Annotated in this window: 14 protein-coding genes; 11 read left to right on the forward strand and 3 right to left on the reverse strand. The window is 74.2% G+C overall.

The features are described from left to right. The first annotated feature begins 73 nt into the window (after positions 1–73). Together HCN08_RS00645 and HCN08_RS00650 are read left to right on the forward strand one after the other, a co-directional pair. Entirely contained in the window at positions 74–1,315 is a 1,242-nt protein-coding gene (locus HCN08_RS00645; protein ID WP_167980807.1) for a M6 family metalloprotease domain-containing protein, read from the forward strand. Further along, positions 1,308–2,588, forward strand: coding sequence for a M6 family metalloprotease domain-containing protein (locus tag HCN08_RS00650; RefSeq protein WP_322974157.1), 1,281 nt, complete (start codon positions 1,308–1,310; stop codon positions 2,586–2,588). The genes HCN08_RS00645 and HCN08_RS00650 overlap by 8 nt, the downstream gene beginning before the upstream one ends. Positions 2,589–2,609: 21 nt before the next feature. Here the strand turns inward: HCN08_RS00650 and HCN08_RS00655 are convergent, their stop codons facing one another. The 3 genes from HCN08_RS00655 to HCN08_RS00665 form a co-directional block, all read right to left on the reverse strand. Further along, positions 2,610–3,038: an OsmC family peroxiredoxin gene (locus HCN08_RS00655; RefSeq protein WP_167980808.1), complete on the reverse strand. Its 429-nt coding sequence runs from the start codon at positions 3,036–3,038 to the stop codon at positions 2,610–2,612. 132 nt (positions 3,039–3,170) lie between these two features. After that, complete coding sequence (locus HCN08_RS00660; RefSeq protein WP_167980809.1) at positions 3,171–3,761, reverse strand: histidine phosphatase family protein; 591 nt, start codon at positions 3,759–3,761, stop codon at positions 3,171–3,173. A gap of 44 nt (positions 3,762–3,805) precedes the next feature. After that, positions 3,806–4,495, reverse strand: coding sequence for a TetR/AcrR family transcriptional regulator (locus HCN08_RS00665; protein WP_167980810.1), 690 nt, complete (start codon positions 4,493–4,495; stop codon positions 3,806–3,808). A gap of 255 nt (positions 4,496–4,750) precedes the next feature. Here HCN08_RS00665 and HCN08_RS00670 point away from each other — a divergent pair, with 255 nt between their 5' ends. The 9 genes from HCN08_RS00670 (at position 4,751) to HCN08_RS00705 (ending at position 14,311) form a co-directional block, all read left to right on the forward strand. Then, on the forward strand, positions 4,751–5,884 hold the full coding sequence (locus tag HCN08_RS00670; protein ID WP_167980811.1) for a phosphatase PAP2 family protein: 1,134 nt from the start codon (positions 4,751–4,753) through the stop codon (positions 5,882–5,884). Between the two features lie 71 nt (positions 5,885–5,955). After that, positions 5,956–7,032, forward strand: coding sequence for a hypothetical protein (locus HCN08_RS00675; protein WP_167980812.1), 1,077 nt, complete (start codon positions 5,956–5,958; stop codon positions 7,030–7,032). Then, positions 7,029–8,711 (forward strand): hypothetical protein, encoded by a 1,683-nt coding sequence (locus HCN08_RS00680; protein WP_167980813.1) that lies wholly within the window; start codon positions 7,029–7,031, stop codon positions 8,709–8,711. The genes HCN08_RS00675 and HCN08_RS00680 overlap by 4 nt, the downstream gene beginning before the upstream one ends. Next, the gene (locus HCN08_RS00685; RefSeq protein ID WP_167980814.1) at positions 8,708–10,078 is read left to right on the forward strand and encodes an AAA domain-containing protein; all 1,371 of its coding nucleotides are present in this window, start codon (positions 8,708–8,710) and stop codon (positions 10,076–10,078) included. The genes HCN08_RS00680 and HCN08_RS00685 overlap by 4 nt, the downstream gene beginning before the upstream one ends. Positions 10,079–10,245: 167 nt before the next feature. Next, a complete protein-coding gene (locus HCN08_RS00690; RefSeq protein WP_167980815.1) occupies positions 10,246–10,452 on the forward strand; it encodes a hypothetical protein in 207 nt (68 codons plus the stop codon). After that, positions 10,436–10,960, forward strand: a complete 525-nt coding sequence (locus HCN08_RS00695) for a DUF6879 family protein (protein ID WP_167980816.1) — start codon at positions 10,436–10,438, stop codon at positions 10,958–10,960. Before HCN08_RS00690 ends, HCN08_RS00695 begins: the two co-directional genes overlap by 17 nt. Positions 10,961–11,229: 269 nt before the next feature. Beyond that, positions 11,230–11,364 carry a hypothetical protein gene (locus HCN08_RS36030; protein ID WP_265738138.1) on the forward strand — a complete coding sequence of 45 codons (135 nt, stop codon included), beginning with the start codon at positions 11,230–11,232 and terminating at the stop codon, positions 11,362–11,364. Next, the gene (locus HCN08_RS00700) at positions 11,361–12,533 is read left to right on the forward strand and encodes a methyltransferase domain-containing protein (protein WP_322974158.1); all 1,173 of its coding nucleotides are present in this window, start codon (positions 11,361–11,363) and stop codon (positions 12,531–12,533) included. The genes HCN08_RS36030 and HCN08_RS00700 overlap by 4 nt, the downstream gene beginning before the upstream one ends. Before the next feature lie 206 nt (positions 12,534–12,739). Continuing rightward, positions 12,740–14,311 carry an alpha/beta hydrolase gene (locus tag HCN08_RS00705; protein ID WP_167980817.1) on the forward strand — a complete coding sequence of 524 codons (1,572 nt, stop codon included), beginning with the start codon at positions 12,740–12,742 and terminating at the stop codon, positions 14,309–14,311. The last annotated feature ends 35 nt before the right edge of the window (positions 14,312–14,346 follow it).

Genomic DNA, 14,346 nt, shown 5'->3' on the forward strand with positions numbered 1-14,346 from the left:
GGTCCAAGTGCGGCGGTCAGGCATCTCGGCAGGTGATACGCGCGGCGCCGGCGGCGCGCCCCGCGCACGGGCCGTGGCGGGTGCGCCGGAGCGCTCGCGCGGGGCGCGTGCGCTGGCGGCCACCGGCTGCGTCCTGGCCGCCCTGGTCGCCTGGACGCTCGCCACCGGGCCGGACGCGCACGCCGAGCCGTCCTCGGCGGTGTGCCTGCTGCCGCGCACCGCCGTGCACCACTCCGAGGGCGTCGACAGCGCCCCCGGCGGCTACGCCAGGGCGCAGGGCGACGTGAACGCGCTCATGGTCTTCCTGTCCTTCCCCGACGCGCCCCCCGAGCTGACCCCGCGGCAGGTCGCCGCCGACCACTACCCGGCGACCGCGGACTTCTGGTCCGCCGCGTCGTACGGGAAGTTCCGGCTGCACCTGCACACCGTGGACCGCTGGCTGACGATGCCGCACTCGGCCACCCGGTACGCCATCAGCCGCGACTGGCGGGCCGCCGACCGCACCGCCTACCTGCGCGACGCGCTCACCGTCGCCGACCCGGTCGTCGACTTCGCCGGCTACGACGTGGTCTACCTCGTCGCCGACCCCGGCGCGCCCGGCGTGGACTCCGACGCCACCAAGGTCGTCAACCTCGCCGCGCCCGTCACCCTGGACGGCAACCCGATCGGCCGCCTGGTGACCGTCTTCGAGCAGCACCCGCCGGACCACAACGTGCTCGCCCACGAGACCGGCCACGTCTTCGACCTGCCCGACCTCTACTACCGCCCGCCGCTGGGCAGCACCGCCGACTGGGACACCCATGTGGGGGACTGGGACCTGATGGGCAGCCAGTTCGGCCTGGCCCCCGAGCCCTTCGCGTGGCACAAGTGGAAGCTCGGCTGGCTCGCCCCCGGCCAGGTCGGCTGCCTCACCGGCGCCGGCACGACCTACCACGACCTGAGCCCCGACGAGACCCCGGACGGCGGCACCAAGCTGCTGGTCGTCCGCACCGGCCCGGACTCCGCGCTCGCCATCGAGGCCCGCACCACCGCGGGCAACGACGCCACCGCCTGCCGGCAGGGCGTACTGCTCTACCGGGTGCGCTCCGACCGCGAGTCCGGCGACGGCCCGATCGACGTCATCGACGGCCACCCCGGCACCTCGGCCTGCGCCGGCAGCTCCGTCTACCCGCCGCTGGCCGACGCGCCGCTCGGCGTGGGGGAGTCCTACGCGCTGCCCGACGGCTCCACCCGCGTCACCGTCACCGGCCACGAGCCGGACGGCGACTGGGCGGTCAAGGTCACCCGGACCCTCCCGGGCGGCACCGGTGCCTGACGACGACCTGCCGGGCGCCGGGCGGCGCGCCGTCACCTACGGGCTGCGCCGCGGTCTGCGGGCAGCCGCGCTCGGCGCCGCGGGCCTGCTCGCGGTCGGCAGCTCGGTGTCGGTCGGCGGCGGCCCGCCCGCGCTGCCCGCCCCGCCGCCGGCCGCCCGCCCCTGCGCGCTGCGGGCCGTGCCCGGCGTCGCGATGTCCGAGGGCTTCCCGGACTCCACCCGGCGCGGCCCCGGCGCCGAGTTCGCCCCCTCCAGCGGCACCCTGCGCGCCCTGACGCTGCTCATCGACTTCCCCGACGCCAAGGCCCCCTACAGCGCCGCCGAGCGCTACGACGAGTTCTTCCCGGCCGTCAAGCGCTGGTACGCCACCGCCTCGTACGGCCGGCTGGACTACGAGTCCACGCCCGTGCTGCGCTACATACGCATGCCCCGGCCCTTCAGCGCGTACGGCATAGGCCGCGGCTACGGCTGGGACGCGCACACGCAGATGATGCGCGACCTGCTGAAGGTCGCCGACAAGGACATCGACTTCCGCGGCTACGACCTGGTCAACATCCTGGTCACGCCCAACGCCGGCCCGCCCGCCGACGAGGCGGTGCTCTCGGTCACCTGGACCGGCGCCTCGGCCGCCACCACCGACGAGGGCGCCCACCTGGACAAGGTCTCGCTCATATACGGCCACGACCAGTCCGGCTCACGGGTCCTCAGCCACGAGAACGGCCACGACTTCGGGCTGCCTGACCTCTACTCCGCCGACGACTTCCCCCGCACCGACAAGCTCGCCGGCCAGTGGGACACCATGTCCCTGGACTGGGGCCTGCAGGGCGACTTCCTCGCCTGGCACAAATGGCGCCTGGGCTGGCTGGCGGACCGGCAGATCTCCTGCGTCACCGCGCGCGGCGCCGCCACGTACACCCTCAGCCCCGTCGAGGTGCCCGGCGGGCGCAAGGCGGTCATGATCCCCTACGGCCCCACCAAGGTCTTCGTGCTGGAGGCCCGGGCGGCGGTCGGCGACGACGGCGACGCCTGCCGGCAGGGGATACTCGCCTACCGGGTGCGCACCGACGTCGACTCCGGGCAGGGCCCGGTCACCGTCGTGGACGGCCACCCAGGCACCTCCGCCTGCGACTTCAGCAGCGGCGCCTTCAACTCCCTCAACGACGCGCCCTTCACCGCCGGCCAGACCTACCACGACAAGGCGTCGGGGGTGACCTTCCGGGTGCAGGGGCGCGACGCGGCGGGCGACTGGACGATACGCGTCACCCGCCGCTGAGGCTCACCGCGGGACGGCCGCTCAGTCGAGCAGTTCCGCCTCAAGGGTGATGGTGGTGCCGGCCAGCGCCTTGCTCACCGGGCAGTTCTCCTTGGCGGTCTTCGCCGCCGCCTGGAAGTCCTCCGCCGACAGCCCCGGCACCCGGGCCTTGACCGACAGCGCGATGCCGGTGATGCCCTCGCCCGGCTGGAAGGTGACGTTCGCGACCGTCTGCACCGTCTCCGGCGGGGTGCCGGCGCCGGCCAGGCCGTGCGAGAGCGCCATCGAGTAGCAGGAGGAGTGGGCCGCGGCGATCAGCTCCTCGGGGCTGGTCTTGCCGTTGGCGGCCTCGGCGCGCGAGGGCCAGGAGACCTCGTACGTGCCGACGCCCGAGGTGTCGAGCGAGACGGTGCCTTCGCCGCCGATCAGCGCGCCCTTCCACTGAGTGGTGGCGGTCCGGGTGGTTGCCATGGTCTCAAGCCTCCATCGAGTACGTACCGTCGGTCGGCGGCGCACGCCGCCCTCGCGGAACGCTACCCCGTCCCGCCCGCGCCCCGTCGCCGCCGTCCCGCCCCGCGGACACCGCCCGCCGCGGCAGGCGCGTCAGCCCAGGTGGCCGGTGTCGTTCCAGCGCTCGATCGCCGGCTGCCCGTACGCCCAGCCCAGCACCGACAGCGAGGCCGGCTCCAGCCGCAGTGCCGCCCCGAACGACGGCGGCAGGCCCAGCCAGCGGGCGCCGAGCATGCGCAGCACATGGCCGTGCGCGAAGACCAGTACGTCGTGGTGGGCCGAGCGCGCCCACGCCACCACCTCGTCGGCCCGCGCCGCCACCTCGCCGGGCGACTCGCCGCCCGGCGCCCCGTCGCGCCAGATCAGCCAGCCGGGCCGCAGTGCCTGGATCTCCGCCGGCTTCAGGCCCTCGTAGTCGCCGTAGTGCCACTCCAGCAGCGCGTCCCACTCCTTGGCGCCGGAGAAGCCGGCGAGCTCGCACGTGTCGGCCGCGCGGCGCAGCGGGCTGGTGCGCACCTCCACCTCCCGCAGGCCGTTCCAGGGCGCGCCCGCGAGCCGCTCGCCGAGCAGGGCGGCGGTGCGGCGGCCCTCGTCGGTCAGCGGGATGTCGGTCCGGCCGGTGTGCCGGCCGGACAGGGACCATTCCGTCTGGCCGTGCCGGACCAGAAGGATGCGCGCAGCCATGCGGGGCGGCCTCTCGTGCGGGAGCGGGAAACCCCCATCATCGCTCAGACCTGCGGCGCAGCGCCGAGCAGCCCCCGCAGCAGCCCGTCGAGCCCGTACTCGAACTGGCCCGTGCCCTCGTTGCGGGCGCACAGCAGGTCGGGCGCGAGCGAGACCAGCGCCGGGTACGCGCCGGCGTCCAGCGCCGCGATCTTGGCCAGCACCCGGTCGCGGGCGCCGTCCTGGCACAGCGTCCTGGCCCGCCGGGTGTTCCACAGCGCCGAGCCCACGGTGTACTGCATCAGGGCGATATGGGCGTGCGCCGCGTCCTGCGGCCCGAGCCCGGCCCGTACCAGCAGCGCCAGCATCCGGTCGATGAGCGCGATCGCGTCGTCCCCGCGCAGCGGCCGGCCCGCGAGCAGTTCGAGCGCGGAAGGATGCTCGGTGAACAGCCGGTACACCCCGAGGCACACCTCGCGCAATTCGCCGCGCGGATCGCCGGAACCCTCCCGCGGAAGCTCTATCGTGTCCAGCAGCCGCTGGGCGACGGCGTCACTGATCTCGTCCTTGCCCCGGAAGTGCGAGTAGACGGCCATCGTGCCGACTCCGAGCTGCTGGGCGAGGCCGCGCATGGTGAAGGCCTCGGCGCCGTCGCGGTCGAGCAGGGTGAGGGCGGCATCGAGGATACGGTCGGGGTTGAGCGAGTTGCGTGGGGCGCGGCGCCGTGGGGGGCTGGCCGGCGGGGTGCTGGGCATAGGGTGCTCTTTTTCACGTCCTTCGCGGCCGGGGGCAACCCGGAGATCGCTCCGCGCGTCCTCCGCGGTGCATGCATACCCCCCGCCCGGGGTGGTTGAACACCGTACGAGCGCTGAATGCCGCCTGAACGCAGGGTTTCGACGCTTTGCCGGGGCGGTGTGCGTACGGTTTACCGTACGTCGTACGGTAGAGGGTACGCCACACGTCCATGACCGCAGCCCGCGGCCTTCGGAGAACCTGGAGAGACGCCCGCAATGACGATCACCGCCGCCGCGCCGCGAGCTGCCGCGTACCGCGGCAGGCTGCGCTGGTGGACCGAGCTGCCGTTGATTGCCGTGGTCTACGCGCTCTATTCCGGAGCGCGCCTGCTGGTGCGCGGTGACGTGGACGACGCCGTCAAGCACGGCGCGGACATCCTGCACTTCGAGCAACTGACCCACCTCGACCCCGAGCGCTGGTTCAACCGGCTCTTCACCGAGCACGCGTTCCTCGGCGTCCCCGCCGACTTCATGTACGCGTCCCTGCACTACGTGGTCACGCCGACGATCCTGGTCTGGCTGTGGCTGCGCCGCCCCACCCACTACCGCAGGGCCCGCACCTGGCTGCTGCTGTCCACCGTCATCGGCCTGGTCGGCTTCACCACCATGCCCACCGCCCCGCCCCGGCTGCTGCCCGGCGCGCACGGCTTCATGGACACCATGGCGCAGTACGGCTCGTACGGCTGGTGGGGCACCGACGCGAGCGCCCCGCGGGGCCTGGGCCACCTCACCAACCAGTACGCCGCCATGCCGAGCCTGCACGTCGGCTGGTCCCTGTGGTGCGGCATCATGCTCTTCCGCTACGGCCGCAACGCCGCCGTGCGCACCCTCGGCGTGGTCTACCCGCTCGCCACGGCCTTCGTCGTCATGGGCACCGCGAACCACTACCTGCTGGACGCGGCGGCGGGCGTGGTCACCATGGGCATCGGCTTCGTGCTCTCCAAGCCGGTGCTGCGGGTCGTGGACACGCTCCAGTCGGGGCTGCACCGGCGCATCGGCCGGACGCCGGGTGCGGCCCCTGTCGCGCTCGCCGCGGCGCCGGCCGTGGCGCCCGCCGCGCCGGCCGCGCCGGCCGCTCCGGCCGCCGAGGGCAAGGTGCCCGGGCCGCGCCCGGCGCCCGTACCGTCCGCGGAAGCGGGGCGGCCGGCGGCGCATGCGGGCGGGGAGGCGGAGCCGGACGGCGAGGCGGACGCGGACGCCGGACTCGCCGCCGAGCTGGACGCGGACCTCGACGCGGACCTGAAGGCCGATCTCGACGCGGGCCTGGACGCCGACCTGGACGCCGACCTCGAAACGGGCCTCGAAACGGACCTGGACGCCGGGCGGGACGCGCACAGCAGGGCGTCCTGAACGCCGGCCCGGGCGGCGAATCGGCGGGGCGCGCGGGCGCGTTGTCGTAGCCGGGTGCAAGACTTTCCCGGGTGAGCACGACGCACCACACACTCCGGGAGCGGCTGGCGGCCCTGCGCGGCCCCGGCACCGCCCCCCGCCCGCTCGACGCCCGGGCGCTCGCCGCGCTGGCCGCCAACCCCGGCTGCCGGCGGCGGGCGCTGATGGACGCGGCGGGCGTCGACAAGGGCGCGGTCGCCGAGGCGCTGGGCGCGCCCGCCCGCTTCGGCCAGTCCCGCTTCGCCTTCTCCCGCGGCCACGCCTTCGAGGCCCGCGTCAAGGCCGACGGCTGCGCCGAGCTGCTGCGGCTGCTCGGCGCGGAGGGCGCCCGCGCGCAGGTCCCCGACCTCGCCGCCGCCGGCCCCGAGGGCCGCACCGCCCGCACCCGGCTGGCCCTCGCCGAGGCCCCGCGCGGCGGCTGGACGCTGCTCGACCACCCGCTGCTCGCCGTGGAGGTCGCCGGCTCCACGGTCTTCCTGGAGCCCGACGCGGTGGCCGTCGCGCCGGACGGCAGCTGGACGGTCGTCGAGATCAAGTCCTTCCCGATCCTGGACGGCGCCGCCGACGCGATGAAGGTCGGCGCCGCCGCCCGCCAGGCCGCGGTGTACGTCCTCGCGCTCGACGCGGTCGAGGCCGGCAGGGCCCGCAGCGCGATCCTGCTGGTCTGCCCCAAGGACTTCTCCAACCTCCCGACCGCCGAGAGCGTCGACGTCCGCAAGCAGCTCGCCGTGACCCGCCGCCAGCTCGCCCGGCTGACCCGTATCGAGGAGATCGCCGCGGCCCTCCCCGAGGCCGTCACCTTCGACCCGGCCGCCCCGCGCCCGGAGCTGACCGCCGCGGTCGACGCGGTCCCGGCCGCGTACGCGCCCGAGTGCCTGTCCAGCTGCGAGCTGGCCTTCCACTGCCGCGCCCGGGCCCGCGAGGCCGACGCCGTGGACGCGCTCGGCCGCGCCCTGCGCTCCGACCTCGGCGACCTGACGACGCTGGCGTCGGTGCGCGCCGCCTCCTGCTCCACCGCCCCCACCGCCGACCCGGCCGTCGCCGCCCTGCGCCGCGCGGCGGCCCTGCGCGCGGAGGCGCTCGCCGCGGCGACCGGCGGCCCCGCATGAGCCTGATGAACGTCCTGGCCCGCGCCGAAGCGGTGGCCGCGGGCCGGGCCGTCCCGGCGGCGACCGTACGGCACCGGCGGATCGCCGAACGGCCCCTCGTACTCGTCCCGCTCACCACCGCGGGCGAGGCGGGCGCGCCGCTCGGCGCGATGGTCGGCACGGACCGGGCGGAGCCCACGCTGCTGGTCGTCCCGCAACCGCTGGACCGCGAGCTGCGGTTCGCCTTCTTCGCCGGGCTCGCGGCGGCCGTGCTGCCGGTCGTGGACGCGTACGCCGACGAGGTCGAGACCGAGCCGGCGACGAAGAACCGCGAAGAGGTGGAGGTGTGCGCGGACGCGCCGCAGATCGTCGTGCCCAACTCCGCCGCACTGGACTACGTACGGCTGCTCGGCCGCTCCACGCGCTACCTGCGGACGGTCGAGGACCCCGACGCCCCGCACCCCGTGCCCGTCCCCGTGCCGCTGCTCGGCCGCTGGCTCACCCACTACGCCGAACGGGCCCGCACGCCCGGCAGTTCGCTGCTGGTCGCCATGACGGAGCTGCTCACCCGGCACTGGGCGACCGGCCAGAGCGCCATGGAGGACCAGCACCTCGGCGCGCTGCTCGGCTGGATCGACCCGCCGGACGGCCTGGACGGCGGGTCGGCCGCCGCCCGCGCGCAGACCGGCCGCGGCCCGGACGGCCTGCTGCTCAGCCCGCCCGCCGGCCCCGCGACCGACCCGGTCTTCGACAACCGCGTCCTCGCCCCCGCCCTGGAGCGCTACGACGCCGCGCGGTCGGCCGGCGCGACCGGCCCCATGCGGGTCGCCGAGGCGGACGTACGGCGGCTGGTCGCCTCGCAGCTGCGGCCCACATGGGACGACGTATGGCACGGCGTGGACCTGCTGCGGGCCCTCCCGGAGGGTGCGCACGTCGAGGAGCGGTGGAAGCGGGACCGCTGGTCCTTCACCGGCCACCGCGACCGGCTGCGCGCCGGCGAGCCCCCGCAGCCCCGCCGCGACGACGCGGTGACCGCCGCGCAGAAGCTCGCGGGGCGCGAGACCGCGCAGGCCAGGCTCTACGCCCAGGAGGCCCTGGACGACCCGCTGGTCATGGCCGCGCGCCGGCTCGCCGGCGAGGCGTTCACCGGCACGGTGCTCTCCGTCGAGATGACCTGGTCCGAGGGCCGCCGCCCCATGCCCCGCCCCCTGCTGACCCTGACCACCCCCGACCTCCCCCAGGCCGACCCCGCGACCCGCGCCTACCGCGCCCTCCCCGGCGCGAAGTCCGCCCAGACGGCGGAGGTCGTCTCCCTCACCCCGGCGCCCGGGGTCCCGGCGCAACGGGGGGCGGGCGGCGCACCCGCCGAGGGGCCGTCGGCGGCGGGTGGCGGGCCAGCGGCGGCGGACGTGCCGCCGGCCGCGGGCCCGGCGCCGGCGGCGGAGCCGCAGTCCGGTCCCCTGTGGCAGGTCGTCGTGCGGCTCACGGGTGGGATGGGCACGGGGAAGACGCCCCGCGAAGGGAGCGTGCCGGAGCCCGGGGACCGGGTGACGTTCACGCTCTTCGCGCACGACCAGCGGGGCGGGCCCGCGCTGCCCGAGGCGGAGGCGACACCGTGGACGCACGGCGGGCCGCCCCAGGCGCGCGAGACGGCCGTGCCCGAAGCTCCCGACACCGCGACCGCGGAGGACTTTCTGTGACGCAGGGCCTCGACCCCGCCGCGCCCGCCGACCCGTTCGACCCCGGGGCCGAGGCTGCCGCGGCGACCTCGGCGATCCTGGCCAGCACCCTGCGCGGGACCGCCCGCGGGGTGGTCGTCGACTCACCGCCGGGCGCCGGCAAGTCCACCCTCGTGGTGCGCGCGGCCCGCGAACTGGCCGCGTCCGGCGAGCAGTTGATGATCGTCGCGCAGACCAACGCCCAGGTCGACGACCTCGCCGACCGGCTCGCCACCGCCGACCCCGAGCTGCCCGTCGGCCGGCTGCACGGCACGGACTCGCCGCCCGACCCGGTCCTGGACCGGCACGCCCAGGTCGCGAAGTCCACCTCCGTCGCCGACCTGCGCGACCGCGCCGTCGTCATCGCGACCGCGGCGAAATGGGCGTACGTCAAGGACGTCGAGCCCTGGCGGCACGCCATCGTCGACGAGGCGTACCAGATGCGCTCCGACGCGCTGCTCCAGGTCGCGGGCCTGTTCGAACGCGCCCTGTTCGTCGGCGACCCCGGCCAGCTCGACCCGTTCAGCGTCGTGGGCGCCGAGCAGTGGGCGGGCCTGAGCTGGGACCCGTCCGCGAGCGCCGTCGTCACCCTGCTGGCCCACAACCCGGGCCTGCCCCAGCACCGCCTGCCGGTGTCCTGGCGGTTGCCCGCCTCGGCCGCGCCCCTGGTCTCGCGGGCCTTCTACCCGTACACCCCCTTCCGCAGCGGCACCGGCCACGGCGACCGGCGGCTCGCGTTCGGCGTGCCCGGCGACGGGAGCGGGCCCGACCGGGTGCTGGACGAGGCCGCGGAATCCGGCTGGGGCCTGCTGGAGCTGCCCGCCCGGCACACCCCGCGCACCGACCCCGAGGCGGTACGGGCCGTCGCCGCGGTCGTGCGCCGGCTGCTGGACCGCGGCGGCGTCACGTACTCCGAGCGCGGCCCGCAGCCCGCCCCGCTCACCGCCGACCGCATCGCCGTCGGCACCGCCCACCGCGACCAGGCCGCCGCCGTCCGCACCGCCCTGGCCGCCGCCGGCGTCCCCGCGGGCCCCGGCGGCGTCGCCGTCGACACCGCCAACCGCCTCCAGGGCCGCGAGTTCGACGTCACGGTCGTCCTGCACCCCCTGTCCGGCCGCCCCGACGCCACCGCCTTCCACCTGGAGACCGGCCGCCTGTGCGTCCTGACCTCCCGCCACCGCCACGCCTGCATCGTCGTCTGCCGCGCCGGCGTCCCCGAACTCCTCGACGAACACCCCTCCTCCGAACCCGTCCGCCTCGGCGTCACGGTGAAGTTCCCCGACGGCTGGGAGGCCAACCACGCGGTCCTGGCCCACCTGGCCGAACACCGCGTCCCGTGGCGCCCGTGAGGCGTACGGCTGCGCCCATCCTGACCAGCCGTCCCGACCGGCCGTCTCAGCCTGCTCTTTATGCAATGACGCGCATAGTCGCGTGAGCGCATGGACGGCTCACCCGCCCCGCTCGTACCGTCGTGACGACCGGCCTGCAAAGGGCCCGTGGCAGGGGGTTCGCAGCTATGGCTCGTGAGGAACTGACCCGACTGACCGGCAATGGGAACGGGAACTGCAACAACGACGACTGCCCGAACGTCTACCGCACCGCGTCCGGCTCGTTCGTGGTCCAGGGGGACGTTTCCAAGGCGTTCACCGCACCGGACGGCGAAGGGCTCGTCGAGATCCCCGAGAAGACCTTGAGGGAGGCTTTCGGTGCTCTTGGATGGTGAGGCCTGGACGGCGAGGACTCAGGGCTTCAAACACGAAGCGTGGCGACTCGAAACCCTTCCCGTCTACAAGGTGCCGAGTGAGGACGGAGACATCCGGGACTTCCTGGCCGGGCAACGGCTTGACCCCGAGAACTACTCCTCCGGTTACATGGAGGGCCTGAAAAGGATCAGGGCAGAGGGGAAGTCCAAAGGGCGGGTCCACATCGTCAGGCAGCCGCTCACGGACTATCTCCGCTTTGAGTTCATGTACTACGACGTTCACTCACGGGCCGGGGACGACATCCGCATCCTGGACGTAACAGAAAGACCCAACCCCCTTGCAGGGGTCCAGGACTTCTGGCTTTTCGACCGCTCGGAAGTCGTCCTCATGAACTACGCGGAGGACGGCACCCAGACCGGCCGGGAACTCTACGACGGCGACCCCGCGCCGTACATCGAACACCAGCGGATTGCCCTCGCGGAATCCGTACCGTTCAGGGAGTACATCAACGGTGGCCATCGAGCCTGACGAGCTGGACCAGTCGGGGCGTGAACTCGCGGCCATCCTCAAGCATCTGCGCAAGCAAGCCGGGCTCTCAACAAGTCCCGCCCGTCGATCCTGGATACAGGGCAGGAGCACGCGCGCTGATCACAGCGGCGGTGGACTCGCTCGGGTGAACGTCCGTGCAATCTCGTGCAACCTCGTGGACGGGCAACTCAGCCCCCTCCTAACGTCCTTGACGTAGGTAGTCATGCCGGTGAGGGAAACCGTGGGACTGACATACGAGGGAGACCGTCATGCACAGCGCACAGCCGTGGATCGTCAAGGGCGGGGAGGACGACAGTTCCAGCGGCAACAAGCACGGGGGCGGCGGCCAGGGTGAGGGCGACGACTCCGGTCACAGTGACACGAACGGTGGCAGCAGCAGGTGACCGAGCACCACGCGCGGGGGGTTGGCCCGGAAGGGCTGGCCTCGCAGCTCATGGCGAGCGGAGCGCTGACCTCGGACTGGCTGCCTGCTTACCGGGCCGTGCCCCGGGAGTTGTTCGTACCGGATGTCGTGTGGCCCGGGCGGCTCACGGGTACCGGTCAGGGTGAAGCGGTGGACCGCCGCGCCGACCCCGAGGCGTGGCGGGCGGCCGTGTATGCCGATGTGTCCTTGACCACGCAGTGGGACGACGGCGACCACACCGGCACGGACCGGGGCCGCTCCCCGACGTGTTCGAATTCCCAGCCCTCCATGGTTTTCCGCATGCTGGGCGCGTCGGACGTGCACGGCGGCGAGCGGGTCATGGAGGTGGGCACCGGAACGGGATGGAACGCCGCGCTGCTGTCGGCGCGGGTCGGAGCGCGCAACGTCGTGACCATCGAGGTTGACGCGTCCAATGCGGCAGCGGCGCATGAGCGGCTGGACAAGGCCGGCTATCGGCCCACCGCCGTGGTCGGCGACGGAGCGGCGGGCTATGCGGCGGGCGGGCCCTATGACCGGGTTCTGGTCACCGCGTCGGCTACCGGGATTCCCCGGGCGTGGTTGGGGCAGACCCGCACGGGAGGGGTCGTCGTCGCTCCCTACGCGACCGCCTACGGGAGCGAGGCGATCGTCCGTCTGACGGTCCAGCCGGATGGCTCGGCATCTGGGCCGTTCGTCCACTCCTCGGCGTTCATGCGTATCCGCCAGCACCGCTACAGCCGGTTGCACACCCGTGAATACCTCGGTGGGAAGCCCTGGCCCGCAGACGGAGACAAGTCGCTGTCCGGGCTGTCTCCGGAGGCGGTCGGCGACTGGTTGCCCATGTTCGTCATCGGGCTGAGGACCAAGGGCATGTTCCCCTGGGCTCAGACATACCCGGACGGGTCGTACACGCTGTGGCTGCGGGACAAGGCCGTGTCGTCGTGGGCGACGGTGGACTACGAACCGGGCCGGGAGGTCTTCGAGGTCTACCAGGGCGGAGAACGCCGGCTGTGGGACGAGGTGACCGACGCCTACGCCTGGTGGGAGAGCCACGGCAGACCCGGATTCGACCGGTTCGGCCTGACGGTCACCCCCGAGGGCAGCCACACCCCTTGGCTGGACGATCCCGGCACCCCGATCCTGGGGTGAGCCACCCCGAAGCGACGAAGCAGGGTCCGCGACCGACCTGGCCTCGTCGAGGTGCGCGGCTGGGACCGCGTTCCGGACGCCGGGTGTCCGCTTCGGGAGAGCTGTGGTTTCCGCCGTACGCCGGGTGCCGGTGCGCTTGGGTTCATGGCTTGGGTCGGACGCCGGGTGCGGGTGCGGGGGGAGCGGGCTGCGCTTACGTTGGGCGCATGGAGCGACTGCGTACCGTCGTCGTCGTTGCGGCGCTCGCGGCGGCTCTGGTGGCCGCGCCGCACGCGGCGGGCGGCTCTGCCGCGCGGGACCCGTACGGGCAGAAGATCACCTGGGCCGGGTGCTCGGACGCGCCGCCGCGCAGCCCGCAGGGCATGGAGTGCGGCACGCTGTCCGTGCCGCGCGACTACGCCGATCCCAAGGCCGGTGAGCTGGACCTCGCCGTGAGCCGGATCCCGGCGACCGGGCCCGGGCCGCGTATCGGCTCGCTCTTCGTCAACTTCGGCGGGCCCGGCCTCCCCGGTATCGACGAGCTCGCGATGGTCGTCGGCTCCGGCAAGCTCGCGTCACTCAACCGGCGGTACGACCTCATCGGCTTCGACCAGCGCGGGGTCGGGCGCAGCACGCCCGTCGACTGCGGCGACCTCTCCGGGGTCACCACGTCCGACCCCGTCGCCCAGGCCCGCCAGGTCGCCAAGGCGTGCCGGTCGCACTCCGGCGCGCTGCTCCCCTGGGTCGGCACGCCCAACGCCGCGCACGATCTCGACGTCGTGCGGTCCGCTCTCGGCGACGAGCGCCTGACGTATCTCGGCTTCTCCTACGGCGGGCGGCTCGGCTCGATGTACGCGCACGAATTCCCGCAGCACACCGGGCGGATGGTCCTGGACGGTGTCCCGGACCCCACGCTCGACGACGTCGGGACCGCGCTCGCGCAGGCCACCGCCTTCCAGCACGCGCTCACCGACTTCGCCGCGGACTGTGCTGCGCACAGCTGCCCCATCGCCGGGTCCTCGCCGGCGGAGATCGTGGCCGGGATCGCCGAGCAGGGGCGCACGCTGGACGCGGGCGGTGTGCCGACGGTCACCGGGCAGCTCGACCACGCGGGCTTTGTGCAGGGCGTGCAGAACGCTCTGTACTCCAAGGACGACTGGCCCGATCTGCGGGATGCGCTGGCCGCGCTGCGGGAGGGGGACGGGGAGCCGATGATGCAGCTGGCTTATCCGGGGGAGCCGGGGCAGCGGGTTGCCACGGGCGATTCGGCGGGGGCGGCTCGTGCCGCCGGGGGGTTGTGGCGGGTGGCGCTTCCGGCGCAGCCGCGGCAGCTGCGGCAACCGGGGCAGCCCGGGCCTACGCCGGGGCCGGGGTTCACGGCGCCGGACAACTACGAGATGGCGAAGCTCGCGATCGACTGCCGGGATACGCCGGAGCGGCGGACGGAGGCGGGGGTGCATCGGCTGGACGGGCGGTTCGAGCGGGCGTCGTCGGTGTTCGGGACGTCGCTGGAGGCGACGCTTCTGGCGTGTACGGGGTGGCCGGCGGGGGATGCGGCGACGCGGAACGTTGCCGCGCGGACGGCGCCGGAGGCGTTGCTGGTGGGGACGACGGGGGATCCGGCGACGCCGTATCCGGGGGCGGCGCATATGGCGGCGGCGCTCGGCAACAACAGCGTTGTTTTGACGTACCGGGGTGAGGGTCATGGGGCGTACTTCGCGCACAACGCGTGCGTGACGTCGACGGTCGACGCGTACTTCCTCTCCGGCACCCTCCCCCACCGCCCGGCCACCTGCTGACCGTCCTGGCCGGGCGGGGTGGGGCGCGGTCGGTT

The organism is Actinacidiphila epipremni (assembly GCF_012034175.1).
In the GTDB taxonomy this organism is placed as follows: domain Bacteria; phylum Actinomycetota; class Actinomycetes; order Streptomycetales; family Streptomycetaceae; genus Actinacidiphila; species Actinacidiphila epipremni.

Coding starts and splice junctions, on each gene's coding strand:
- HCN08_RS00655 (WP_167980808.1), bottom strand. CDS start 3,038: ATGGCAACCACCCGGACCGCCACCACTCAGTGGAAGGGCGCGCTGATC.
- HCN08_RS00660 (WP_167980809.1), bottom strand. CDS start 3,761: ATGGCTGCGCGCATCCTTCTGGTCCGGCACGGCCAGACGGAATGGTCC.
- HCN08_RS00665 (WP_167980810.1), bottom strand. CDS start 4,495: ATGCCCAGCACCCCGCCGGCCAGCCCCCCACGGCGCCGCGCCCCACGC.
- HCN08_RS00670 (WP_167980811.1), top strand. CDS start 4,751: ATGACGATCACCGCCGCCGCGCCGCGAGCTGCCGCGTACCGCGGCAGG.
- HCN08_RS00680 (WP_167980813.1), top strand. CDS start 7,029: ATGAGCCTGATGAACGTCCTGGCCCGCGCCGAAGCGGTGGCCGCGGGC.
- HCN08_RS00690 (WP_167980815.1), top strand. CDS start 10,246: ATGGCTCGTGAGGAACTGACCCGACTGACCGGCAATGGGAACGGGAAC.
- HCN08_RS36030 (WP_265738138.1), top strand. CDS start 11,230: ATGCACAGCGCACAGCCGTGGATCGTCAAGGGCGGGGAGGACGACAGT.
- HCN08_RS00705 (WP_167980817.1), top strand. CDS start 12,740: ATGGAGCGACTGCGTACCGTCGTCGTCGTTGCGGCGCTCGCGGCGGCT.